The 22,973-nt window shown below is 59.8% G+C and carries 22 protein-coding genes; 9 read left to right on the plus strand and 13 right to left on the minus strand.

The features are described from left to right. Nucleotides 1-4 precede the first annotated feature (4 nt). The 3 genes from ACSQ8V_RS30505 to ACSQ8V_RS30515 all read right to left on the minus strand — a co-directional run bounded on the left by ACSQ8V_RS30505 (nt 5) and on the right by ACSQ8V_RS30515 (nt 2,894). Nucleotides 5-307 (minus strand): hypothetical protein, encoded by a 303-nt coding sequence (locus ACSQ8V_RS30505; RefSeq protein WP_213765175.1) that lies wholly within the window; start codon nt 305-307, stop codon nt 5-7. Nucleotides 308-617: 310 nt separating this feature from the next. Then, entirely contained in the window at nt 618-1,931 is a 1,314-nt protein-coding gene (locus ACSQ8V_RS30510; protein ID WP_436208270.1) for an MFS transporter, read from the minus strand. A gap of 75 nt (nt 1,932-2,006) precedes the next feature. Continuing rightward, nucleotides 2,007-2,894, minus strand: a complete 888-nt coding sequence (locus ACSQ8V_RS30515) for an isocitrate lyase/PEP mutase family protein (protein WP_436208271.1) — start codon at nt 2,892-2,894, stop codon at nt 2,007-2,009. A 494-nt stretch (nt 2,895-3,388) separates the two neighbouring features. Between ACSQ8V_RS30515 and ACSQ8V_RS30520 the strand changes: the two genes are divergently transcribed. Continuing rightward, entirely contained in the window at nt 3,389-4,318 is a 930-nt protein-coding gene (locus tag ACSQ8V_RS30520; RefSeq protein WP_436208272.1) for a glycosyl transferase family 90, read from the plus strand. A gap of 59 nt (nt 4,319-4,377) precedes the next feature. On the opposite strand, the gene ACSQ8V_RS30525 is transcribed toward ACSQ8V_RS30520, so the two are convergent. Then, a complete protein-coding gene (locus ACSQ8V_RS30525; RefSeq protein ID WP_436208273.1) occupies nt 4,378-5,463 on the minus strand; it encodes a GlxA family transcriptional regulator in 1,086 nt (361 codons plus the stop codon). A 263-nt stretch (nt 5,464-5,726) separates the two neighbouring features. On the opposite strand from ACSQ8V_RS30525, the gene ACSQ8V_RS30530 reads away from it, so the two are divergent. Together ACSQ8V_RS30530 and ACSQ8V_RS30535 are read left to right on the plus strand one after the other, a co-directional pair. Continuing rightward, on the plus strand, nt 5,727-6,818 hold the full coding sequence (locus ACSQ8V_RS30530) for a branched-chain amino acid ABC transporter substrate-binding protein (protein WP_255631438.1): 1,092 nt from the start codon (nt 5,727-5,729) through the stop codon (nt 6,816-6,818). Nucleotides 6,819-6,823: 5 nt separating this feature from the next. Beyond that, nucleotides 6,824-7,861 carry an asparaginase gene (locus ACSQ8V_RS30535; RefSeq protein WP_436208274.1) on the plus strand — a complete coding sequence of 346 codons (1,038 nt, stop codon included), beginning with the start codon at nt 6,824-6,826 and terminating at the stop codon, nt 7,859-7,861. A 44-nt stretch (nt 7,862-7,905) separates the two neighbouring features. On the opposite strand, the gene ACSQ8V_RS30540 is transcribed toward ACSQ8V_RS30535, so the two are convergent. Further along, nucleotides 7,906-8,358 (minus strand): MarR family winged helix-turn-helix transcriptional regulator, encoded by a 453-nt coding sequence (locus ACSQ8V_RS30540; protein WP_213765182.1) that lies wholly within the window; start codon nt 8,356-8,358, stop codon nt 7,906-7,908. Between the two features lie 109 nt (nt 8,359-8,467). Between ACSQ8V_RS30540 and ACSQ8V_RS30545 the strand changes: the two genes are divergently transcribed. Then, nucleotides 8,468-9,430: a quinone oxidoreductase family protein gene (locus tag ACSQ8V_RS30545; RefSeq protein ID WP_213765183.1), complete on the plus strand. Its 963-nt coding sequence runs from the start codon at nt 8,468-8,470 to the stop codon at nt 9,428-9,430. Here ACSQ8V_RS30545 and ACSQ8V_RS30550 read toward each other — a convergent pair. Further along, nucleotides 9,408-9,719 (minus strand): hypothetical protein, encoded by a 312-nt coding sequence (locus ACSQ8V_RS30550; protein WP_213765184.1) that lies wholly within the window; start codon nt 9,717-9,719, stop codon nt 9,408-9,410. The genes ACSQ8V_RS30545 and ACSQ8V_RS30550 overlap by 23 nt on opposite strands. Nucleotides 9,720-10,070: 351 nt before the next feature. On the opposite strand from ACSQ8V_RS30550, the gene ACSQ8V_RS30555 reads away from it, so the two are divergent. From ACSQ8V_RS30555 to ACSQ8V_RS30565, 3 genes are all read left to right on the plus strand, one after another. After that, on the plus strand, nt 10,071-10,664 hold the full coding sequence (locus ACSQ8V_RS30555) for a hypothetical protein (RefSeq protein ID WP_255631430.1): 594 nt from the start codon (nt 10,071-10,073) through the stop codon (nt 10,662-10,664). Then, entirely contained in the window at nt 10,624-11,802 is a 1,179-nt protein-coding gene (locus ACSQ8V_RS30560; RefSeq protein ID WP_213765185.1) for a GGDEF domain-containing protein, read from the plus strand. Before ACSQ8V_RS30555 ends, ACSQ8V_RS30560 begins: the two co-directional genes overlap by 41 nt. Before the next feature lie 354 nt (nt 11,803-12,156). Further along, nucleotides 12,157-13,635, plus strand: coding sequence for a methyl-accepting chemotaxis protein (locus ACSQ8V_RS30565; protein ID WP_436208275.1), 1,479 nt, complete (start codon nt 12,157-12,159; stop codon nt 13,633-13,635). Here ACSQ8V_RS30565 and ACSQ8V_RS30570 read toward each other — a convergent pair. The 3 genes from ACSQ8V_RS30570 to ACSQ8V_RS30580 are packed head-to-tail and all read right to left on the minus strand — an operon-like array spanning nt 13,632 to nt 15,858. Beyond that, entirely contained in the window at nt 13,632-14,180 is a 549-nt protein-coding gene (locus ACSQ8V_RS30570; RefSeq protein ID WP_436208276.1) for a hypothetical protein, read from the minus strand. The genes ACSQ8V_RS30565 and ACSQ8V_RS30570 overlap by 4 nt on opposite strands. Continuing rightward, nucleotides 14,177-15,070, minus strand: coding sequence for an SDR family oxidoreductase (locus ACSQ8V_RS30575; protein WP_436208277.1), 894 nt, complete (start codon nt 15,068-15,070; stop codon nt 14,177-14,179). The genes ACSQ8V_RS30570 and ACSQ8V_RS30575 overlap by 4 nt, the downstream gene beginning before the upstream one ends. A gap of 44 nt (nt 15,071-15,114) precedes the next feature. Next, complete coding sequence (locus tag ACSQ8V_RS30580) at nt 15,115-15,858, minus strand: SDR family oxidoreductase (RefSeq protein WP_436208278.1); 744 nt, start codon at nt 15,856-15,858, stop codon at nt 15,115-15,117. Nucleotides 15,859-15,986: 128 nt separating this feature from the next. Here ACSQ8V_RS30580 and ACSQ8V_RS30585 point away from each other — a divergent pair, with 128 nt between their 5' ends. Further along, on the plus strand, nt 15,987-16,877 hold the full coding sequence (locus tag ACSQ8V_RS30585) for a LysR family transcriptional regulator (RefSeq protein ID WP_436208279.1): 891 nt from the start codon (nt 15,987-15,989) through the stop codon (nt 16,875-16,877). A 327-nt stretch (nt 16,878-17,204) separates the two neighbouring features. Then, a complete protein-coding gene (katG, locus tag ACSQ8V_RS30590) occupies nt 17,205-19,379 on the plus strand; it encodes a catalase/peroxidase HPI (protein WP_436208280.1) in 2,175 nt (724 codons plus the stop codon). Between the two features lie 185 nt (nt 19,380-19,564). Here the strand turns inward: katG and ACSQ8V_RS30595 are convergent, their stop codons facing one another. The 4 genes from ACSQ8V_RS30595 to ACSQ8V_RS30610 form a co-directional block, all read right to left on the minus strand. Continuing rightward, the gene (locus ACSQ8V_RS30595) at nt 19,565-19,867 is read right to left on the minus strand and encodes a DUF4148 domain-containing protein (protein ID WP_436208281.1); all 303 of its coding nucleotides are present in this window, start codon (nt 19,865-19,867) and stop codon (nt 19,565-19,567) included. Nucleotides 19,868-20,361: 494 nt separating this feature from the next. Continuing rightward, nucleotides 20,362-21,846, minus strand: a complete 1,485-nt coding sequence (locus ACSQ8V_RS30600) for a CHASE2 domain-containing protein (protein WP_436208282.1) — start codon at nt 21,844-21,846, stop codon at nt 20,362-20,364. Nucleotides 21,847-21,884: 38 nt separating this feature from the next. Then, entirely contained in the window at nt 21,885-22,502 is a 618-nt protein-coding gene (locus tag ACSQ8V_RS30605) for an OmpA family protein (protein ID WP_436208283.1), read from the minus strand. Further along, nucleotides 22,499-22,966 carry a FecR family protein gene (locus tag ACSQ8V_RS30610; protein WP_436208284.1) on the minus strand — a complete coding sequence of 156 codons (468 nt, stop codon included), beginning with the start codon at nt 22,964-22,966 and terminating at the stop codon, nt 22,499-22,501. The genes ACSQ8V_RS30605 and ACSQ8V_RS30610 overlap by 4 nt, the downstream gene beginning before the upstream one ends. Nucleotides 22,967-22,973: the final 7 nt, after the last annotated feature.

Consider the following 22,973-nt stretch of genomic DNA (forward strand, 5'->3'; position numbering starts at 1 on the left):
TCGATTAAACGGTTGGCAGATCTTCCAACGTTTTTTCAATCCGGCCCTCTTCAAAAGAGGTTTCAATGCCAATGTGCCCGTTAGCGTAAGGGATGGAGCTAACCTGCGGACCCAGATAGCTTCGCCCCCCGAGCTTGAACACCGTGCGCACCAGCTCGCCTTTCTCCAGGACCTTCACCACGCGGTCCACATCCACGACTTTGGGCGCCGAGGTCCAGTTGGCCGTCAATTCATCGATGTTGCCCCAACGTACGTGGGTAACGCGATCATTGGTCCAACGAACACCATCAATAGCAACAATAGACATGGCTGACTCCGTCTATTAATGAAGTACCTTAATGAAACGGCGACCGCGTCCGATAGCGCTTTTTCTTCTTGTATTGACCCTGGGGACGAACGGCTCGCGTGACACGGCTCACCGCGTTGCGGGCTTCGACAGGGAATCGCTATTGATCGATTCTTTCAATGCAGGCACCGCACGGCGAATGGGAAATAGATTGACATGGTTCAAGCGAATGTACAAGCGAGCGCCGGGCAGCGCATCTGAGAATCGCGGACCCGGAAAAGGGGCTCGATAGCGCGGTTCAACAGCATCGTGCCTTTCCCACTCAGCCTCATTATTCAATTGTCTGTTGAAGTCCAAGCCTGGCGCTGCGCGTATGTGTTTCCGGCATCTTCAGATAGACGAGCAAGGAGATGGCAGACCATGCCGTGACGTACCAGTAAAAATAGTGCTCGTGCCCGATCGACTTGAACTTCAGCGCGACGAATTCCGTGGTGCCGCCGAGGATGGCCGTGGTCAAGGCGTAAGGCAGGCCCACAGCCAGCGCTCGAATGCGCACGGGAAACAGTTCGGTTTTAGCCAGCATGTGGACCGACGTAAAGCCGCTCAGCATGAAGAGCCCGCAAAAAGACAAAACAAACGCAATCAGCGGATCGTGCGTGGTTGCAAGCGTGCTGAAAATGGGCACGGAAAATAGCGTACAACTCAGCCCGAAAAAGATCAGGACGGGCCGGCGTCCGAGAATGTCGGAGGCGAGGCCAAAAAGCGGCTGCAACGGCATATACAGCAGCAGCGCCGCGGCTGAGACGAGCGTGGCCGTTTCCCTGCCGAGCCCGACGGTATTCACAAGGAACTTCTGCATATACACGGTGTAGGTGTAGAAACCCACCGTCCCGCCCACCGTAATTCCGACAGCCAATAAAAGTTGCCGCCAGTGGAGCAGCATTTCGCGGCTGATGGGTGGGCCGTGCCGTGTTCCGCTGTGTTGGAACGCCTCGCTCTCCACCACGTTGCGTCGCATGTAGAGCGCAAACAATGCAAGTACGCCGCCAATCACAAACGGGATTCTCCACGCCCACCGGTCGATCTGCCCGGCGGTGAACAGCAGGTGCTGCATGACCAGCAGCAGACCGAGCGCCAGCAACTGACCCGCCACCACGCTGACCTGCAGGAACCCGAGGTAAAAGCCCCGACGGTTCGCCGGCGCGATCTCACTGAGATAGGTGGCGCTCGTGCCGTATTCGCCACCCATGCTCAGGCCTTGCAACAGCCGCGCAAAGATCAGGATGGCGGGAGCGCAAGCCCCGATAGTCGCGTAGCCCGGCGTAACAGCAATGATCAGCGATCCAATGCACATCACCGATACCGACCAGGTCAACGCTGACTTACGGCCACGGCGATCCGCATACAACCCGATCAACCAACTGCCGAGCGGACGGGCCACATACCCTACTGCCGCGATTGCCGCCGCGTTCATCAACTGGACCGTGGCGTTGTCGCTGGGAAAAAACGCCTTGGCAAAGTAGATGGAAAAGATGCTGTACGCGAGAAAGTCGTACCACTCGATCAGGTTACCGGCCAGGCCCCCTGCAATGGATCTCAACAGCGCGGGCCGAGCCGAAGCTCCTTCCATTCGAGGGGCGCTCATAGTCAGTCTCCTTTTGTTTGTTATGCGGTGAAGCTCGCGTGTCCGCTGTCTTTACGTCTTTACGGCGCGGCCGGCTTAGTCATCATGCGCGGCGTATTTTTTGTCGAGCTGGTCGTAGAACGGTTTGTCGACCAGCCGCTGGCGCTCGCTGAACGGCACCACGAGGTCCGGATCTTCGTCGAGCTTTCCTTGATCCTTGAGGACGTTCAAAGCCCGCTGCATGCCGCGTACGGCGCTCTGTAGCGGTGCGTTGGCGTAGAGCGCAATCCCGAAGCCAAGTTCCGCAAGCCTGGATTGCGGTAGCGTCGGCGTCTTGCCGCCAATCACGATGTTGATAAGCTGAGGCGCGTCGAACATCGCGGGCAGGCGCTGGATCTCCTCGATCGTTTCAACCGCCTCAATGAAAAGAACATCTGCACCCGCTTCGGCGAAACGGTGCCCGCGTTCGATGGCGGCATCGAATCCATGGGTCGCGCAGGAATCGGTACGGGCAACGATCAGCAGATTGGGGTCCTCGCGAGCATCAACCGCAGCGTGCAGTTTGCCGACCATCTCGCTCGTCGATATAACCGCCTTGCCGGCGAAGTGCCCGCACTTCTTGGGGCTCACCTGGTCTTCTAACTGGATGGCGTCGGCGCCCGCGCGTTCCAGGGTACGAACTGCATGACGCACGTTGAGGGCGTTGCCGTAGCCGGTATCGGCATCGACGATCAGCGGCAGGACCACCGCGTCGCGGATACGCGCGGTATGGTCAGCCATTTCGTGCAGGCCGACAAACCCCAGATCCGGAAGTCCAAGAAACATGTTGGTCACGCCGGCGCCGGTGATATACAACGCGCCGAAACCGGTATCGGCAGCAACGCGCGCGCTCAGCGCGTTGAACGCACCGGGCACGAGCAACGCGTGCCGGCTTTCGACCAGCGAGCGGAAGGCGCTACGACGTTCAGCAGATAGAAGCGACATGGTTGAACTCTCCGTGTTGAAATTAGTGACGTTAGTGATATTGGCTATGTAAGGGGAAACTTATTCGGAATAGTTAGCATGGCTGATCACTTACCGAAATTCGCAAACGTTAGCGGTTGTGGAGCACGACGTGCGTAGTGGGCCGGTATACATGTTCAGTAGTCGCCACGGCTATAACTCGACCTTCAACGCTCAAAAACGGTTGACTATATTGTCGCAAGAATGGTAGCAGGTACACTAGCGCTGCCCGTGTATTCCGCGCCATGCAACACCTGTTCCGTCCGTTCAATGTAGTACTGTCTGGCAATCGCTTTTGCACGTAACTGCTGCAACGAAATGACTGCATGGCAACTGCAAAGCAACTGCTGCAGAGCATTTCGGTGTGACCCAAAAGTGATGGGTTTTGTGATGAATGACGGTCGCCTTGCCCCGCAAATGCTTCAAATTATTTTTTCGTAAAGATTTAGCATCCATTAAAAGACTGAGCCAGATTTATGCATGCCAGAAAATTTAAATTTTACGCAAAAAATGTTATTTTCGATCTTTTTCCATCATTGATTTTTGAAAAAAGATATGACCGCATGTTCAGGAATCTGGACGAACAGCAATGGACTTATATCCGCTCGCGCGCCAATTATTATAATAAGCTTGAGCAGCAATTTGTCCTGAATGAAACGGCAAGTCGCAGCAGCGCGTTGCCTTTGCGCGGCAATCCTAGCGCCTACTACTATGATTTCAAAGAGATATCCCGATACTTCGCGCGCTCCTTAAAATTTAACTATGTTTTCACGGACATTAAAGAAGCAGTAGATGAGCCGACGCTTCTTAAAACCAGGCCACTTACTGAAGCCAATGAAAATTCTGTCATATTGAAGCTGGACAAAATGAGGCACTTCAATTTTATTGAAGACACGCGATCATTCGAAAGCAAAATCAACATGGCCGTTTTTCGAGGTGCGTGCTACCAGGAGCACAGAAAATCATTTGTCGCCAAGTATCACGATTTACCAATGGCCGACATTGGCGACACTGACGACTCCAGAAAAGGTCAACACGGTCATCGACCTTATATGAGTATTTCTGACCAGCTGAAGTACAAGTTCGTGATCAGTCTGGAAGGTAATGACGTCGCAACCAACTTGAAATGGATCATGCTTTCAAATTCCGTCTGTTTTATGCGCAGGCCACGGGTGGAAAGCTGGTTTATGGAAGGTTCCCTGATCCCCGACTACCACTATGTACTTCTGGACGATGAATTTTCCGACCTGGAAGACAAAATAAATTATTACACCAAGCATACAGACAAGGCCATGGCGATAATCAAAAACGCCAATCGGTACGCCATGCAGTTTCTTGACACACGACGGGAAAAGCTTATTTCACTGCTGGTACTCAGAAAGTATTTCGATCTTTCCGGTCAGTGAAGGATCTGTCATATCGCAGACATGTTCGCCGCATGTCCATGCCGTGCATGCTCCGTCCGTCAGGACAGACGTTCTTCCAGTGAGCCCCTGAGTCTGCCGGGCGTCACGCCGTAGACTTCCTTGAAGCCGCGGATGAAATGCGCGGAGTCGGCAAAACCGCATTCATAGGCAATTACCGTGATGCGTTTTTCCGTATTGAGCAGTAGCCAGCGCGCGTATCGAAGCCGCATCGTCCGGTAAAACTCCTTGGGGGACACCCCCATTTCAGTCAGGAAATTACGTTCGAGTTGCCTGACGCTCGTACCCGTCATCTTCGCGATCACCGTGACGTTGAGCGGCGCCTCCAGGTTTTCCTCCATCAGCACAATAGCGTGCCGTACCAGCAGATCACCGACTGCCAGATAGCCGAGTGCCTTGCGGCGCTCCACAAACGACGTACCGCCATGACGGCTGACTGTCATTTGATGAATCACCTTGGAGGCTCTGTCCGAGCCGCAGTGCAAGCTGATCAAACGCGTTGCCAACTCAATGACGGACACGCCGCCGGCGCACGTAATACGGTTGCCGTCGATCAGGTAGTCTGAATTGGCGATGACCCGCAAGTCCGGGAACATCGTCTTGTAGTCCTCCAGATGGAACGCGTGGACGCAAGCAACACGGTCCCGCATCAAGCCAGCTTTCGCCAGCACGAAACTGCCGGTGCACATACCGATCAGCGGCACGCCTTCGGCGTCAGCCTGGCGCAAATAATCCCAGTAGCGCCGGTCGACCTGTTCCAGTTTCGGCAGAAGGCCACCAATCACCACGAGGTAATCGAATTGCCGCGGCGAGCCCTGTACGGCATGCACCGGCACGGCTACTCCGCAACTCGCTTCCACGGTTTCATCGGCCATGCCAAGCAGCATCCATGCGCAACGCAGCGGACGGCTCTGGTCGCCGAGATCGGCTGCATGGCGCAACGCATCGCAGAAGCCCGCCAGCGAGAGCAGTGGGAAGGTGGGCCAGAGAAGAAATCCGATGTTGAGCTCGGCACCCGAGCGCGACGCGTTGGCCTCTCGTTTGACGCTGGCGCGATCGAGCCGATCGACGAGATCCCGGCCAAGCGACGGCTCCCGGCCATCGGGCAGTGTTTTTTCGCGTGCCATGACGTTCCCGCAAGGCGTTGGTGAGCCCGAGTATATAAGTCAAAAAATAGCCTTGCCCGCCATGTCGCATTTCTTCTATTTTTTTGCGAGTCGGTGCAATGCCAGCCATTTTTTCCTCCCTAAAGTCGCTCCTGTCACCTGTCCCCGATCGATCACTGGCAAGCGTCAGTGCACCATCGTCCAGCAAGCTGCATAACGAGGAGAGTCTCATGTCGGCTAGATTTCACGGCGCGCTATATGCCAATATCGGAGTAGGTCTGGTCATGCTCGGCTCGGCCAGCGCGTTCGCAGACGAAGTTGTCAAAATTGGACATGCGGCGCCGTTGACCGGCGCAAATGCCGAGTGGGGAAAAGACACCGAGAACGGCGCCCGCCTGGCGGTGGAGGAAATCAACGCGAAGGGCCTCGTGATCGGCGGCCAGAAGGTAACGCTTGAGCTGGATGCACAAGATGACGCGTCGGACCCGCGCCAGGGCACGCAGGTGGCGCAGAAGCTCGTCGACGACCACGTCGTTGCCGTGGTGGGCCACATGAATTCGGGGACCACGATCCCCGCGTCGAAGATCTACAGCGATGCGGGGATCGTCGAGGTCTCCCCTTCAGCGACCAATCCGGTTTATACGCAACAAGGCTTCAAGACCGCCTACCGGGTTGTCGCAACCGACGCCCAGCAGGGTCCGGCGCTGGCCGACTATGCGAAGAAAACGCTCGGGGCGAAGTCGGTGGCAATCGTGGACGACGCGACGGCCTATGGCCAGGGGCTGGCCAATGAGTTCGAGAAGCAGGCGAAGGCGGACGGATTGACCGTGCTCTCACACGATGCAACCAACGACAAGGCGGTCGACTTCCGTTCGATTCTCACCAAGATCAAAGGCGAGCATCCGGACATCATCATGTACGGGGGAATGGACGCCACGGGCGGTCCGTTCGCGAAGCAGGCGCAACAGCTCGCCATTGCAGCACGCGTGCTGGGTGGTGACGGCCTGTGCGCCGATTCGCTCGCGAAACTGGCCGGCGGGGCAGCAGACAACGTCGTGTGTTCGATCGCCGGCATGCCGCTTCAGGAAATGCCAAACGGGCCCGCTTTTGAGCAACGCTACGAAGCACGCTTTCATCAGCACGTGCAGCTCAATGCCCCGTTCGCCTACGACGCGGTGTACATCATCGTCGACGCAATGAAGCGCGCCAACTCGACCAAAGCCCCGGACATTCTTGCAGCGATGCCGAGCGCAGATTTCGTCGGCGTACTGGGCCGCACGCAGTTCGACGCGCACGGCGATCTGAAGCAGGGTGCGATCTCGCTGTATGACTACAAACGCGGCAAGCAAACGCTGCTCACCGTCGTGAAGATGTAGTGCTCGTGGACGTCCCTGTTCCAGGTGCGGGCGTAGTCGCCCTGACCGCCCCGCCGAAAGCGCGGATTGTACTGATTGGCACCGGCGGCACGATCGCAGGCCGCGGTGCATCGCCAGTCAACACGTCGGCGTACGACTGCTCCGTGCTGTCCATCGACCAGATTATTGGCGGTCTTCCTGACGCGGCATCAGTTGCCGACATCCGCACCGAACAGCTATTTCAGTGCGGCTCGGAGAATTTCGGCAGCGGGCAACTGCTGCAGCTGGGCAAGCGGATTTCGGCGTTGCTGAAACGGGATGACGTGGATGGCGTTGTCGTCACGCACGGCACCGATACAATCGATGAAACCGCTTATTTCCTGCATCTGACGCTCAAAAGCGCGAAGCCGGTAGTCGTGGTGGGCGCGATGCGTCCCCCCTCCGCGCTCAGTTCGGACGGACCGCTTAACCTCTATAACGCGATAGTCGTGGCGGCGAGTCAGTCAGCCCACGGCAAAGGCACGCTGGTCGTTGCAAACGATGAAATTCACACGGCGCGTGATGTTGCGAAGACCAATACGTTCAAGCAAGAAGCGTTCAGATCGCCCTATGGTCCCTTGGGATATATCGTCGACGGCAAGCCGGTCTTTTATCGATTGCCGGCGCGTCGGCATACGGTGCAAAGCGAATGGTCGATCGACGAGATCGACGAGTTGCCGGAGGTCGGTATCCTCTATGCACACGGCGGCATGAACGTCGCAATGGTCCGCGCCATGCTCGACTCTGGTGTTAAGGCGATCATCTATGCGGCGACCGGCAACGGCAATGTGGCGACCTCGGTAGTAGCCTCGCTGGTCGACGCGAGATTACGCGGCATTCACATCGTCCGGGGTTCGCGCACGGGAAGCGGCGTGGTCATCCGTAATGCCGCGCAGCCCGATGACCGCTACGACTGGCTGGTAACGGACGATCAGGTTCCGCACAAGGCGCGCATCCTGATGATGCTGGCGCTCACCGGAGAACAATGCACACAAAAACTTCAGAACGCGTTTTTGACGTATTGATTCGGTTTCCTACTGATTCCATAAGACCCTGACTACTGCACTATTCATAAGGTCTTGACCCAGCCAAGCGCATCATCCGCGAACTTTCGAAGCAGTCGGACAAGCTCGCCGACGTCTTTTTCTTCCCAGCCGGCAAGCAATTCTTCGATGATCTTCTGACGCGCCGCGTCCAGCGCGTCCGTCATGACCCGCCCCTGATCCGTAATGACGGCCGCGCGAACCCGGCCGTCATTCGGGCTTGCACACCGCGAAACAAGTCCCAGGCTTTCCAGTTTGGTGATCTGCCTGCTGACCGTGCTGTAGTCGCGCCCCGCGAGTTCCGCCAGTTCGACAATACCAAGCGGCCCCCGCCGCTCGATCCTTGCAAGCAGAGGGAAAAGTGCACGATCCAGATCGATCCCTGCCGCTTCAATAAGGGCAGCGTCCGGTTGCGGCCGATTAAGCACGCCCGTCAGGTCCAATAGTGCTTCCCGCAACTCGCGTATCTCTTTCCCCATCGCGATTCGATTCCTTGTCAATGTCTTTATATGTGTATAATACACATATATTGGATGATCCAATCCCAGATAAAGCGTACGCTCGGATACTTGGAAAAGGAGAGCAGATATGAAAGCAGCACTCGTTAAAGAACTCGGCGCGACGCCGGTTTATGCCGACTTCACCGAGCCGGCTGTCACCGAAGGCATGGCCCGTGTCGCGGTTGTAGCATCCGCGCTGAGTCATGTCACCAAGAGCCGGGCCTCGGGCAAGCACTATAGCGCCTCCGCGACGTTCCCTTTCGTGCCTGGGGTCGACGGCACCGGTGTTCTAGAAGACGGCACGCGTGTCTATTTCGTGCTCCCCGAAGCCCCCTTCGGCGGCATGGCCGACTATTGCATCGTCGAAAAGGCGCGTTGTATTCCCTTGCCGGCGGCGCTTGATGATGTGACTGCGGCGGCAATCGCCATTCCGGGCATGTCGTCATGGGCGGCGTTGGCTGAACGTGCAAAGCTGGTGAAGGGAGAGACCGTACTGATCAATGGTGCAACAGGCGTATCGGGGCTGCTCGCCGTGCAGGTCGCCAAGTATCTGGGCGCAGGCAAGGTCATCGCGACCGGGCGGAACGCGGCAACCCTTCAGTCTCTGAAAGCGCTCGGCGCTGATGAGACGATCAGTCTCATGCAGGATAACGATGCACTCGAAAGCGCGTTCCAGCAGCAGTTTCAGCAGGGCGTTGGCGTCGTGCTCGACTATCTTTGGGGACAAAGCGCGGAGCTGTTGCTGGCGGCCGGCGCCAAAGCTTTGCCGGAGGCGATGCCGCTCCGGTTTGTTCAGATCGGAGCCATGAGCGCGGCAACCATCACGCTGCCTGGCGCAGCGCTTCGATCATCGGCCATCGAACTCATGGGCAGCGGTATTGGCAGCATTCCAATGCCGCGCCTCCTTGGTTCGATCCAGCACTTGTTGAACGCCACGGTCCCCGGCGGTTTCAAGATCGCGACGAACGCGGTGCCCTTGTCTCAGGTCGAGGATCACTGGGCCAACGAAAACCAGGCGCGCACCGTATTTACGACCGGGTTTCAACCGTGACGCACGTGAGGCCGGCGTGAAGCGCAGACCACCAACCAAGAGATAGATGCGGCCACCCGACCCGGATCACCGGGAGCCGCTGGCCAGGCAAAACCTGCTTAATGCGCCGCGCCAACACCTGAGTAATGACCATGCCGCTGGTGTGCGTGGCGCCCCATAGCAAGGCGATGCTCGCATGGACTTCGCCGGCGCTGCGCATTCGCGGCGATTTCGCCACTCCCACGTTGCGTCGCGTCTCGGCGCGTATGGCGCCAGAGCCATCTGCAATCTCGTCCAGCGTCGTCATCATGCGTGCCGGGCGTAACATTTTAAGAAGGTCGGATTATTAGAAAGGATTCCTACTATTTCAGTACCAATCCGCCTGACGCTCGTTCAAAAACACGTCTCGCCGTGCACGACTTCCCCAATCCTCCAGACATTCGACCCGCGTCGATCATCCACATGCGATCTTCGCGCTCCAATAGAAAGGTGCGTCAGTAAGATCCCGCTCGCACGGTACGGGCACATTAACTGCTGCTCTGTCGGCTTGCCGCCGCCCAACGGAGGTACATTCTTTAAGCTGCTTTACCCTCAAAATTCTGCGCAATCGTACGAACTAATTTCGTCAAAAAATCAGACGAAATGACCGGAGAGTATTGTGATGTCCAAGCATACCGAGTTGCCATCGGAGACCGACAGAACCGATACAGACTTCAGCCTTGACGCCGACCCGGCGTTTGCACAACCGCCCGTAAGATTCGGACGGCTTGCGCTCTGGATTGCCTCGGCAAGCGCGCTGGCAATCGGAATCATGGGTACGGTCGCGTATGGTGTCTGGTTCAATCAGGATCAGCACGCCTACGCCGAAGCCATGGAACACGCGCGGCAGACGCTCTGGATCGTGGAACCGGCGCCAGAAGCGACTCCGTTGGTGCAACCAACGGCCTCATCCGGTTTCGTCGCGTCGCCCCTGGCTCCTTCTCGTCCGGTCACCGTCGCCAGCGCCGATCTGATCGCGCCCGTGTCCGCCACTCAGTTCAATCGCCGCACAGTGCCTTCCGACTCGGCCGCGCCCAAGCTCGCTGTCACCCGCCCTCTTCGAGCGAGTTGCTCTGCAAACGTGGAACACCGCCGTGCGATGTCGCGCGCCAAGTCCAACGGCAACCTGTTCACCCGCATGAGTTCATTTTTTCATCGCGTAAGCTACCGGCAGCATGGCACCGAAAGCCAGCGAGATATCTACGCCCATCCGTGAGCGGCAGCGGGCTTACAAACCTGTCCAACCGATGCGTTTCAGGCCAGGTCCGGCTACGATCGCCTGCGTTTCCTTCCTCTGCCTGCTGATAGGTCTGCTGTTCCTTGCCTTACAAATCCGCACGATCTTCTCGGACCAGCTGAAGCAGGAATACAGCGGGCTCGTTCTCGAAGGCATCGAACGGGCGGAAAGCGCCCGCAACCTGGTCCGCGTCTGGCAACAACAAGCCGACGACAGCATTGCGAGATCGGGACAATCGAAACACCCGGGACACCCGGAACAACCCGACGACTATCGACGTGCGCGAATTGATCTCGCCGCCCGCATCGCGTCGCTCGCGGCGCTGGTGAACGCGAGCCCGTCGGCGGCACCACGCGTCCCTCAATCTGCCCTGTTGCCCGACGCCAATCTCGACGATACCGACGCGCTGCTCGCCGTGGAATCCGTGTACTGGCGAGCGCAGCGCAACAACGACAGCGCCGACGCACGCACCCGCATAACGCGTGTGGCGAGTACGTTGATCGTGTTGTCGGCATGTGTATTCGGCGCGCTGATCACTGCTTTGGGTATGTATGCAAAACGCACGCGCCAACTGGCGGGCGAGTCGCACAAGTTCGAGCATGCAGCGCTGCACGACGCAATGACCGGCCTGCCCAACCGGCGGAAATTGTTCGCCACGCTGGCGGAAACAGCAGCGGGCTTATCGAGCTCAGCGGGCAATCCGACGCTCCCCAAAATTGCCGTGATTTATATCGACCTGGACGGGTTCAAGCAGGTCAACGACTCGCTCGGCCATCGCGTCGGCGACGAATTCCTGATTGCCGTTTCAAAGCGCTTTCGCAAGACTGTGCGTCTGGTTGATGTGGTCGCCCGCTTTGGCGGCGACGAGTTCGTTGTGCTGGTCCGCGAGTTTTCGACCAATGCCGAATTAGAAGCGATTGCACAGCGCCTGATCGACTGCGTGCTTCAGACGGACGAGCAGATGGGCATTGGATTTGTCCGTGCCAGCGTCGGCATAGCGAGCTTCCCGAATCCGGTCAGGGACTACCATCAGCTCGTTGCCGCCGCCGACGCAACCATGTACCAGGTAAAGCGCAACGGCAAGAACGGCTACGCGTTCGCGACACGGGTGAGCTGAGTAGCATCGCTTGATGCCAACGCTCCGCACTTCGCGCGCGGCATCCCCCGCTTATCGGCAGGAACACGCAGAATCTGAAGGCGCACATTTCCCGATGGCGCTTGTCGCGTGCCCTGCATGAGAATCGCGTAACGAGCGCTATCGACTAGCCTGCCCGTTCTGGCGATCAGCTTGGCTCGCCTGAGTAAAAACCGGCATCGTCCGCTGTTTATTAAAGAAAACTAAACGATACCGGCCAAAGACCCAACCGAGGAAACCCACGCGTGCCGTGTTCGCCGCGACCCAGACCATGCTCAAGAACTTTACGATTCGCCGCGGACTCACGATACCATCGCCGGTTATACGCTCGCGCTCGTGGCGGTGCTGCTTGCAGCCGCTGCGTGCCTGCGCCAGAGCAACCAGGCGCTGGAACAGATGGTCGCCACCGATACCGTCGCCATCACGCATCTCAAGACGAGTTCGCAACGGCTGCTGCAAGTGCGCCTTGCGCTCGGCAGCTTCGAGACGCTGTTCATGCTCGGCAAGGCTGGCGACGACTTGCTGCCCAACGCGCGCAAGACGCTGAAAGCAAGCGATACCGAGTTCGATGCGTACCTCGCCAAGCCGCGCGACCGCCAGGAAGAGCCGCTGGTGCAAGCCGCCAGGACCGCGCGCGATGCGTTGATCGCGAAGGCGCTCAACCTTGAATTCGATGCCCTCGCGCAGAACGACTTCACGACGTTCCGCACGCTCCAGGTTCAGACGGCGGACGGTTTATACGCCACCTACGATCACGCGATGTCCGCGCTGGAAGCGTTCCAGATCGCGCATCAGCAAGACCGTTATGCGCAGGCACAGGCTCAGTTCCACATGATGGCGACCGCAGCCGTAATTGTCGCGGCGTTGGCGCTGGTGCTGGGGTTCATCGCGCGAGCTGCGTTGAGCGCAGCGGTGATGAAGCCGATCGAGTCGGCGATTCACCACTTCGAACAGATTGCCGCGGGCGATCTGACGGCGAGTATCGATGCCTCGCGCGACAACGAAATGGGCCGCTTGTTTGCGGCACTCGGCAAGATGCAGCAGGGGCTTGTGGGAACGGTGCAGCAGGTGCGCGGCGGCACGGGCGCAATCTCGCACGGTGCGCGTGAGATTGCGGCGGGCAACATCGATTTATCGCAACGCACGGAAGAACAGGCGGCATCGTTGCAGCAAACGGCGTCGAGCATGGAGCAGTTGACAGCCACCGTCCGCCAGAACGCCGACAACGCGCGGCAGGCGAGCGAACTGGCCGTCGATGCATCGGCAACAGCGGTGCGTGGCGGCACCGTCGTGGGCAAAGTCGTTCATACGATGGACGACATCGCGACGAGTTCGACGCGGATTGCGGACATCATCGGGGTGATCGAAGGGATTGCGTTCCAGACGAATATTCTCGCGCTCAACGCGGCGGTGGAAGCTGCGCGTGCGGGTGAACAAGGGCGGGGTTTTGCGGTGGTCGCGGCCGAAGTGCGCAACCTCGCGCAACGCAGCGCCGGAGCCGCGAAAGAGATCAAGGAGTTGATCAATGCATCGGCGGACAAGGTGCAGGCCGGCAACGTGCTGGCGGGACAAGCGGGCCAGACCATGAGCGAAGTGGTCGCGGCGGTGAAGCGGGTGTCGGACATCATTAGCGAGATCAGCGCGGCATCGAATGAGCAGACCGGTGGTATTGAACAGATCAACCGTGCGGTCGCGCAGATGGACGAGGTGACACAGCAAAATGCGGCGCTGGTGGAGGAAGCGGCTGCGGCTGCGGCGTCGCTTGAGCAGCAAGCGGAAAAGCTGGATGTCGCGGTGGCGGTGTTTCGGGTTTAGGGGGTTTCACCTGCTACCGCGGCCACCGCAAACACCGTGCGGTAATAAGCACGCCCTTGCGCCAGGTGCGATTCAAAAGCGAATCCGCGGCTCAACATGTCGTTCATATCCGCGCGGGTGATTTTCATCACATAACTGTGCTCAGTTGTGACCAACCGGCAACTCCCCGACGCCTCCGATGCGCTGAACCACTTGCCCGCATCGGCATGACCCGCCGGGTAGGTGTGGCTGTCACGTTCCACTTGCCAGCGGCCATCGAGCAGGATCCAGAAGTCATCGCCCTTATCCGCCGCTGAACAATCCGCGACCACCGTGCCCGCCTCCGCTTCCCACTCGCGCGAGTGATCGATGGTCCAGCGCAACTGTTCAGTATTGAGCCCCGTAAAAAACGGCGTCTTCCTGAGCAGATACAAATGCGTCGTCGATGCTTTCATGGTCTTGCCCTCCGGTTCCGCGTGGCCCTGCTGACCGCACGCAGCGGTCAGCATAAAAAGGCCAAGCCAGCCGCCGCGAACAATACGCCCGGCCCTTGTCACGCTGATCATCGTGACACCTTCGCCTCAAGCAGATCGCCCATGCCGATGCGCTTCGCGAATTCAATCCGCACCCGCTCGGACACCTCCAGCACCTGCGCCGCGCCGTCGCCGACAAAATCGATCACCGAGCGCATCGGCCGCGTGCCTTTCGCAAGCCCGACAATGCGCACGACTTCATCCGCGACCGCACGGGGATCAGCGTCGGGCGGTGTCAGAGAAGTCAAACGCGCGCCGATCTGATCCATCACGCCGTCGTATCGGGCGTAGGCTGCGGCCGTGGCCGTGTCCGCCGGTTTGCCTGCGCTCGGGAAGTGGTCGGTGCCGCTGGTGAATGCGCCCGGCACGACAATCGATGTCTCCACGCCAAAGCGTGCAAGTTCATAAGCTAATGTGACCGCGAGCGAATCCATGGCCGCCTTGGCCGCGCCATAAGGGCCCATGAACGGCGGGAAACCACCCTTGGTCGTCGTGCTGCTGATCCACAGCACCAGCCCGGATTCCTGCTTGCGCATATAAGGCAGCACCGCGCGGTTGACGCGCTGCGCGCCGAAGAGATTGGTGTCGAACACCTTCATCATTTCTTCCGGCGTGAACGCTTCCGACGGGCCGACCACCAGATGCCCCGCGTTCTGCATCACCACGTCAATCCTGCCCTGCTCGTGGACGATGGCCGCGGCGGCGGCATCGGCGGAATCCTGCGAGAGGATATCGAGTTCCAGCGGAATCAACGTGATCCCCTTTTCCGCCGATACGGCGCGCAGTTCATCGGCACGACCGCGATTGCGGCCCTCCACATCGCGCATGGTCGCGTACACAACGTGCCCCGCTTCGGCCAGCGCCAACGCGCTCAACTTGCCGATACCCGTGCCTGCGCCCGTTACCAAAATGACTGATTTCATGGTGGTTCTCCAAAACGTTTAGGTAAGCTGATGTTCTCAGTTTATTAAGCAATACCGCCATTGGCGCGCAGGATCTGGCCGTTGATCCAGGCCGCATCCGGACCGGCGAGGAACGACACGACTGAAGCAATGTCTTCGGGCTGACCGAGGCGTTGCAGCGGCGGCATCTTGGCGAAGGTCTGGATCTGTTCGTCGGTCTTGCCATCGAGGAAAAGCGACGTCGCGATCGGGCCCGGCGCCACGGCGTTCACCGTGATGTTGCGGCCGCGCAATTCCTTCGCGAACACATGCGTGAACGCTTCAACGGCCGCTTTCGTCGCGTTGTAGATGGCGTAGCCGGGCATGTTCAGGGCGAGCGTCGTGCTCGAAAAATTGATGATGCGGCCGCCGTCGTTCATCCGCGCCGCCGCTTCGCGCAGCGTGTTGAAGGTGCCGCGAACGTTGATGCCGAAGGTCTGCTCGTAGAGCGCGTCGGAGGTTTCGGCCAGCGGGACCGTCTTCAGCACGCCGGCGTTGTTCACCAGTACATCGACCTTGCCGAGTTGCTGCTCGGTCGTGTCGAACATGGCGCGGACTTCGTCGGCGTTCGCTACGTCGGCCTTGATCGCGATCGCTTTCGTGCCCCGTGCGGCGAGCTCCGCGACGAGCGCGTCGGCTTCTTTCGAACTCGATGCGTAGTTGACGACTACTGCAAAACCGTCGTTGGCGAGACGCCGCGCCACTGCTGCGCCAATACCGCGCGATGCGCCCGTGACAATGGCTACCTGGCTGTTCTTGACTGTGTTCATGATTCGCTCCTTTGGGTGGGTGGTGAGTGCGTGGAATGAAGTATCGATCATTCACATTGATTGATAATTACTTTGAATTTGGTAATATCGTTCCATTTACTTCAACAATCGACGCTCGCGAGTCGCCCATGGATCGATTTCAGGAAATGCAGGTGTTTATTCGTATCGCGGAGCGGAGCAGCTTCACGCAGGCCGCCGACGACCTGCAGATACCGCGCGCCACGGTCACCAACCTGCTCAAGCGCATGGAGGAGCGGCTTGGGACGCGGCTGCTTGAGCGCACGACGCGCACGGTGCGACTCACGCACGACGGCGAGGCGTTCTACCGGCGCTGCGTGCGGCTGGTCGCGGACACGGAGGAAGCAGAGGGATCGTTCCGCAATGTCGCGCCGAAGGGTCTGCTGCGCGTGAATTTGCAGGGGACGCTTGCGCGGCATTTCGTGGTGCCGGCGCTGCCTGATTTCATCGCGCAGTATCCGGACATCGAATTGCAGATTGGCGAGGACGACCGGCTGGTGGATCTGGTGCGCGAGGGTATCGACTGCGTGTTGCGCGCCGGAACGCTCCAGGATTCGTCGATGGTCGGACGCCGCGTCGCGCTGATGGAGCAGGTGACGGTGGCGAGTCCCGCTTATCTCCAGCAGTTCGGGGAGCCGGAGACGCTTGAGGCGCTGGGCGCGCATCGGGCGGTTAACTATCTGTCGAGTGGATCGGGGCGGGTGTTGCCCATGGAATTTTCCGTCGATGGCCACGTGATCGAGATTCAGCTTGCCGCGGTGGTATCGGTCACTGGCGCGGATTTATACACGGGGTCAGCAGTCGCGGGATTGGGGCTGGTCCAAGTGCCGCGGTATCGGGTGATAGGGGAATTGTCGGCGGGGACGTTGAAGGTCGTGCTTGATGCGTTTCCGCCGCCCCCTATGCCGGTTTCGGTTTTGTACCCGCAGAACCGGCAGTTATCGGCGAGAGTCCGGGTGTTTGCGCAATGGGTCCGGGAGATTTTTGAAGCGGCGGGTTGAAGGGGTTAATTTGATTCGACCGATCGCGCGGCGCTCCTCTTCCATGGCATGTAAACCGACGGACGCGCGGTGGCCACGTTGAGCTGCTATTCCACGTAGAAATCCGACAGCGCGGTATGCGGGGGTATGCAGCACGAACGGCTTCGGCTCGCTCGGCGTGCGCGCCGCCGCCAATTCCAGCAACGCCACCGCCTGTCGCCATGACGTGTCGTAGCGGTCGCGCCCGGATCCTCACCGAGGCTATCGGACATATTGGTACATTCGATTGAGAGTTGTCATCGCAAACTGGTATCGTAACTATCCGCCAAAAAGACGAACGGAGTCCGTATGAGCACGCCAATCGACACCCCCACACCCGATGCCGCCAAATGCCCGTTCCACGGCGCCCCGAAGCAGGCCGCCGGCGGCGGCACCGGAAACCGCGACTGGTGGCCCACCCAATTGCGCGTGGATCTGCTGAATCAGCATTCCAACCGCTCCACCCCCCTGGGCGAACACTTCAACTATCGCGAAGAGTTCAAGAAACTCGACTACACCGCACTCAAGGCTGACCTCAAGACTGTGCTGAAAGACTCGCAGGAATGGTGGCCGGCCGACTGGGGCAGCTACGCGGGCCTGTTCATCCGCATGGCCTGGCATAGCGCCGGTACCTATCGGATGGTCGATGGCCGTGGCGGTGCGGGTCGCGGGCAGCAACGCTTCGCTCCGCTCAACTCCTGGCCGGACAACGTCAGCCTCGACAAGGCGCGCCGCCTGCTCTGGCCGATCAAGCAAAAGTATGGGCAGAAGATATCCTGGGCCGATCTGATCGTGCTGGCCGGCAACGTGGCGCTGGAGAACGCGAGCTTCCGCACATTCGGTTTCGGCGCCGGCCGCGAGGACGTGTGGGAACCGGACCTCGACGTGAACTGGGGTGATGAAAAGACCTGGCTGGTCCACCGTAACCCCGAGACCCTGGCGCAGAACCCGCTGTCCGCCACCGAGATGGGCCTGATCTACGTCAATCCCGAAGGCCCGAACGCCAGTGGCGATCCGGTGACGGCTGCGCCCGCCATCCGTGCAACGTTCGGCAACATGGCAATGAACGATGAGGAAATCGTCGCGCTGATCGCCGGCGGCCACACACTCGGCAAAACCCACGGTGCCGGTTCGGCTGAGCAGGTGGGCGACAACCCGGAAGCCGCGTCGCTCGAAGCACAAGGTCTCGGCTGGGCCAGCAGTTACGGCAAGGGTGCTGGCGCGGATGCGATCACGTCGGGCCTCGAAGTGATCTGGACCCAGACGCCGACCCAGTGGAGCAACCACTTTTTCGAGAACCTGTTCAAGTACGAATGGGTGCAGACGCACAGCCCCGCCGGCGCTATCCAGTTCGAGGCCAAGGACGCGCCGGACATCATCCCCGATCCGTTCGACCCGTCGAAAATGCGCAAGCCGACGATGCTGGTCACCGACCTGACGCTGCGCTATGACCCGGAATTCGAGAAGATTTCGCGCCGCTTCCTCAACGATCCGCAGGCCTTCAACGAAGCGTTCGCGCGCGCGTGGTTCAAGCTGACCCACCGCGACATGGGTCCGAAGGCGCGCTACCTCGGCCCGGAAGTGCCGAAAGAAGACCTGATCTGGCAGGACCCGCTGCCAGCACCCGTTCACAACCCGAGCGCCGCCGACATCGCCGGCCTGAAGGCAAAGCTCGCCGAGTCTGGCCTGTCGGTCAGCGAGCTGGTCTCGGTCGCGTGGGCCTCAGCTTCGACCTTCCGCGGCGGCGACAAGCGCGGCGGGGCCAACGGAGCGCGGCTCGCGCTGGCGCCACAGAAGGACTGGGAAGTCAACAAGATCGCCGCCGGCGTGCTGCCGAAGCTGCAGGCCATCCAGCAGGCATCCGGCAAGGCGTCGCTGGCCGACGTGATCGTGCTGGCGGGCGTAGTCGGCGTCGAGCAGGCAGTCGCTGCGGCGGGCGTCAAGATCGACGTGCCGTTCGCGGCGGGCCGGGTCGATGCGCGCCAGGACCAGACCGATGTCGAATCGGTGGCCGTGCTCGAACCGATCGCCGATGGCTTGCGCAACTACCGCCGCTTGCAGGGCGGTCCCACGACCGAGACGCTGTTGATCGACAAGGCCCAGCAGTTGACGCTGACCGCGCCGGAACTGACCGTGTTGGTCGGTGGACTGCGTGTGCTTGGAGCCAACTTCGACGGCAGCCGTCACGGCGTGTTCACCGAGCGCGTCGGCGTGCTCAGCAACGACTTCTTCGTCAACCTGCTGGACATGGGTACCGCATGGAAGGCTGTCGATGCCGCCGCCGAGTTGTTCGAGGGACGTGACCGCAAGAGTGGCGAAGTGAAGTACACCGGTACCCGCGTCGACCTGGTGTTCGGCTCCAACGCCGTGCTGCGCGCGCTGGCCGAGGTCTATGCGAGCAGCGATGCGAAGCAGAAGTTCGTCGAGGATTTCGTCGCGGCCTGGACAAAGGTGATGAATCTGGATCGCTTTGATCTGGCCTGAGTCCTGGCTTGTGTTCGGCCCTGGCGAGCCGTTCGCCAGGGCTGGATAGATCCCGGTGGTATCTGATCTATCGTGTCTACCTGTCCGCTACTGAATGGCGGGACTAATTCGAAGAGCGGTCGTCGAATGCGGCGCCGTGTAGGCGCTCACGCCGTGCTGCCAGTACCAGTACTTACGCAACCCGGCTATGTTTGCGGGCACTCGTTCTCGTACCAGATATCGACCTGATGCTGCGCGGCCTCAAGATCGGCTGGGTAGTAAGGATCAAAAAACCATCCCGGATGGTAGCCCGCTTTTTCCAAGGCCGCCAGCTCACTCATATTGCGCTCGTGCGTAACGGGCGCCTTGTTCTTGATCTCGGTCAGATCGCGGCATTCCACAGCGCTAAGGTGTGTCCCCGTGCCTGCCTGCATGCCCCCTGTGGCACATGCAGCGAGCAGGAGCACCAACGCGGGAAGCATCGGCCAGGCCTTGTTTGCGTTCGTCATTTTGCATTTCCCTCCAATGAAGCAACGCTTATCACGCATGGTTTATTCCCGGCCGCAGGCTGGGGTGTCGAGCCGAGGCGCTTCCCCGCGAGTCTGTGATTGCCGGCAAGGGTCGACGCCGGCTGGTTGCGGCCGTCGACAGCGCCCCTAAGTTGCCGACAATATAGCCGACGATTGCATCTTGCAGCGCGTGAAGCTACTGCGCCGTGGTCAATACGATGACGTCCCCGGCGAGGTCAGTCACTGATTGGCAGTCCGGCGACTAACGCGATTCCATTCGCTGCCTGCTTAGCTTGACGAACCGGCCTTTACTTCACATCAAATATCGGCGGGTCACCGGCCTTTGCCACCGTTCACGTGCCCGAATCTGCGCCGCTGCGAATGTCGGTTGACGAGAAAATCGAATGAGTCTTGCCGATCCGCGTCGGACCTTCGATGCGGCGCGAAGACAACGGCAACTTTCAAGTTGCACGAGCATTCGCTCGACCGCTACCTCAAGCTCCCGGCGCCTTACCGGTGTGCCCGCTATCGCCTTCGCGCCCCGTGGCGGGCGGCGTTTCAGCCCCGGTTCGTTCGCCGACGTGGAGCAACGCGGGTGCAAAGAAGCAGCCCACGACTGCGGACAGGATAATGAAAATCGAGGCTGCATCAACCAGCAGTCCGAAACGAATAAAAATAAAGAAGCAGCATAAAAGATTCAGCAGATGCAGCAAGACGCCCAGAATGGCGGAACCCTTGGGGACCGTTCTTATGAACACCGCAAACCGCGATTGCGTGCGGGGCGCATACCAGATGATCAGTAGACCGAACGCCATGATGAAAGCGCTTTCCGCCCATTTCAGCCAGGCGGGCCGGCGCAGGAAACGTCCCTCGACAATAGTCTCTATCACCTGCGCTTGAATCTCGATACCCGGCACCAGTTCCCCCAACGCGGTCGTGCGCATGTCAGTCACGCCGGTGCCGGTCAGCCCGACCAGCACCAGTTTGTTCCGGAACCGTTCCGGATCGACTGTTCCCTGCAGGACGTCGCGTGCCGACACATAGCGATTCAGCGTCGACCGAATGGACGCGAAATGCAACCAGATGTCACCGCCCGGCTGCGTAGGCACCTGCACATCCGCGACACCCACCGCCTGCACGCCCGACGCATCCGCATAGACATCGATCGCCGATGAACCCGTGGCGAGGCGGAGCATTTCCATCGGCAGACTGGGGACCAGTTTCTCCCCCAAGCCCATGATGAGGGGAATATGCCGGACGACGCCTTGTTCCAGCGCCACGCTCAGCATCGCCTGTCCGTGAGCCGCCGCCTGCAATTCCGGCAGGCTGGCGAGCACATAGTCGAACCGTTGCACGCGGCCCAGCGGGTCGGTGCCATGCACGAGAATGGGAGCGCTTCGCAGATCGGTGCTGGCGGCGAAGGTGGGATGATCGAGTGCCGCAGCACCCAGTATGGTCGGCGCCGCGCGCAACGAACTGGCGAGAATGGCTTCGTGACTGGGAAGCGCCCGCAAGCCGGCGGCGAGAGCCGCAGCCGTTTTCGGCAGATTGCCGGCCACCTTGTCGGGAGAGGTCTGATCCGGCTCCGGCATGTAGATGTCGAGACCGATAGCCAGTGGTTTCAGTGCCGCAATGGCATCGATCAGGCTCGCGAGCCGATTCCGCGGCCAGGGCCATTGACCGACGGTTGCAAGCGTCTCATCGTCAATCTCGACAATGGTCACGGGCTGGGCAGCCGGAATTCGCGGGAACCGACGTTGATACTGGTCGAACAGAAGTTGCCGGGCCGTTTTAAAGGAATCAGGAAGCGCCTCGTCAAGCGCGGCCATGAAGGCCGGACGCGCTATGTCGCCAGGCCATTCGCTGGACAGGTTGACGAGGCTCAGGCCGAACAACATCGCCAGTGCAACCGGACGTCCCTGGGCCGCCTTAAGCAGATTCCTGATCCTGGCTAGCCATAGGTCGTAGTAGCGTTTCATCAGGGGAAAGGCCGTTCACCGTCGATGACTGACGCGGATCATTGGATGGTAATGACGACGCGCCGGTTCATGTGGTTGGGAACGCCATCTGCGGTGTGGACCAGTGGCTCGCGCTTGCCCCGGGCAGCGGTCTCTATCTGTTGGGCGGGAATGCCTTGCTTGATCAGGAACGCTGCAACAGTCTGCGCTCGCCGCCTGGACAGGTTGTCGTCGAATTCCTGCGAGCCCGCCAGATCGGTGTGACCGACTACCACGAGCTGTGGCGCAGGCCAGGTAGCCAGGACCGCTTTTAGCTGTTTAACCGTGGCGAACGACTCCGGAGCCAGGTCGGTGGCAGAGTCGAAGAGAAAGAAAATCGTAAATGTCATGGGCCGCGGAGGCCGGGCCGCCAGTAGCTCGGCATATCGTGTCTCCACCACGGATTGGCTATCCATCGTTTTTTCGATGGCACCGCCCTGGGTGACATCGACCCCAGCGTAAGCCTTGTTGATTGTTTGCTCCCCGGTGGCGCTGTGGACAATGACTGCTCCGACCTTGCCCTCTGGATCTGGCAATAAAATAATTTTGTCCGGCGGCGTGCTGCACCCGGACAGGAAAGCCAGCGTGACGAATGCCGCTGCAACTGCCTGGCCGTGACGCCGGATGAGGGCCTTCACCGGGCACGCTCCCCGTTCCCGCCAACCTCGATGATAAATGCAGTGCCGCGTACGCCCAGCGTGGTCGTTGGCGTGCTGAAACGGACGGCATCCGGATTCGCCTTTGCCAGCTTTCCGGAAATCACTGAAAGGGAGCCGCGTTTGATCGTGGCGTCGAGCACCCCGTCATGGGTCGTGGTATTGAAGGCGAATTTGTTGAGGTCCAGGATGGAATTGGCGCCGGCCGAGAGCTGGGTATCGTCGCGCAGCGTGATACCCACTGAGGATTCCGGGCCGGTCACTATGCGATCGCTACCGTAAACCTCGCTGCCGATGGCCGCGCCCGAACTTGCTCCCGCCCGCTCGATCTGCACCGTGCCCTTGAGGGTCTTGACGACGCCGGCAGCATCGGAGGCAAGTGCATCGGTGACAGCCATGCACCCGCAGGCAAGAATCAAGGCATATTTGATGGCTTGGAGACGCATCGGTAGC

The sequence above is a fragment of the Caballeronia sp. LjRoot31 genome, assembly GCF_964253885.1.
In the GTDB taxonomy this organism is placed as follows: domain Bacteria; phylum Pseudomonadota; class Gammaproteobacteria; order Burkholderiales; family Burkholderiaceae; genus Caballeronia.

What these genes read in the sequence shown, in the direction of transcription:
- ACSQ8V_RS30505 (WP_213765175.1), bottom strand. Translation starts at nt 307, where the DNA reads ATGTCTATTGTTGCTATTGATGGTGTTCGTTGGACCAATGATCGCGTT.
- ACSQ8V_RS30510 (WP_436208270.1), bottom strand. Translation starts at nt 1,931, where the DNA reads ATGAGCGCCCCTCGAATGGAAGGAGCTTCGGCTCGGCCCGCGCTGTTG.
- ACSQ8V_RS30515 (WP_436208271.1), bottom strand. Translation starts at nt 2,894, where the DNA reads ATGTCGCTTCTATCTGCTGAACGTCGTAGCGCCTTCCGCTCGCTGGTC.
- ACSQ8V_RS30520 (WP_436208272.1), top strand. Translation starts at nt 3,389, where the DNA reads ATGCATGCCAGAAAATTTAAATTTTACGCAAAAAATGTTATTTTCGAT.
- ACSQ8V_RS30525 (WP_436208273.1), bottom strand. Translation starts at nt 5,463, where the DNA reads ATGGCACGCGAAAAAACACTGCCCGATGGCCGGGAGCCGTCGCTTGGC.
- ACSQ8V_RS30530 (WP_255631438.1), top strand. Translation starts at nt 5,727, where the DNA reads ATGCTCGGCTCGGCCAGCGCGTTCGCAGACGAAGTTGTCAAAATTGGA.
- ACSQ8V_RS30540 (WP_213765182.1), bottom strand. Translation starts at nt 8,358, where the DNA reads ATGGGGAAAGAGATACGCGAGTTGCGGGAAGCACTATTGGACCTGACG.
- ACSQ8V_RS30545 (WP_213765183.1), top strand. Translation starts at nt 8,468, where the DNA reads ATGAAAGCAGCACTCGTTAAAGAACTCGGCGCGACGCCGGTTTATGCC.
- ACSQ8V_RS30550 (WP_213765184.1), bottom strand. Translation starts at nt 9,719, where the DNA reads ATGATGACGACGCTGGACGAGATTGCAGATGGCTCTGGCGCCATACGC.
- ACSQ8V_RS30555 (WP_255631430.1), top strand. Translation starts at nt 10,071, where the DNA reads ATGTCCAAGCATACCGAGTTGCCATCGGAGACCGACAGAACCGATACA.
- ACSQ8V_RS30560 (WP_213765185.1), top strand. Translation starts at nt 10,624, where the DNA reads ATGGCACCGAAAGCCAGCGAGATATCTACGCCCATCCGTGAGCGGCAG.
- ACSQ8V_RS30570 (WP_436208276.1), bottom strand. Translation starts at nt 14,180, where the DNA reads ATGATCAGCGTGACAAGGGCCGGGCGTATTGTTCGCGGCGGCTGGCTT.
- ACSQ8V_RS30575 (WP_436208277.1), bottom strand. Translation starts at nt 15,070, where the DNA reads ATGAAATCAGTCATTTTGGTAACGGGCGCAGGCACGGGTATCGGCAAG.
- ACSQ8V_RS30580 (WP_436208278.1), bottom strand. Translation starts at nt 15,858, where the DNA reads ATGAACACAGTCAAGAACAGCCAGGTAGCCATTGTCACGGGCGCATCG.
- ACSQ8V_RS30585 (WP_436208279.1), top strand. Translation starts at nt 15,987, where the DNA reads ATGGATCGATTTCAGGAAATGCAGGTGTTTATTCGTATCGCGGAGCGG.
- katG (WP_436208280.1), top strand. Translation starts at nt 17,205, where the DNA reads ATGAGCACGCCAATCGACACCCCCACACCCGATGCCGCCAAATGCCCG.
- ACSQ8V_RS30595 (WP_436208281.1), bottom strand. Translation starts at nt 19,867, where the DNA reads ATGACGAACGCAAACAAGGCCTGGCCGATGCTTCCCGCGTTGGTGCTC.
- ACSQ8V_RS30600 (WP_436208282.1), bottom strand. Translation starts at nt 21,846, where the DNA reads ATGAAACGCTACTACGACCTATGGCTAGCCAGGATCAGGAATCTGCTT.
- ACSQ8V_RS30610 (WP_436208284.1), bottom strand. Translation starts at nt 22,966, where the DNA reads ATGCGTCTCCAAGCCATCAAATATGCCTTGATTCTTGCCTGCGGGTGC.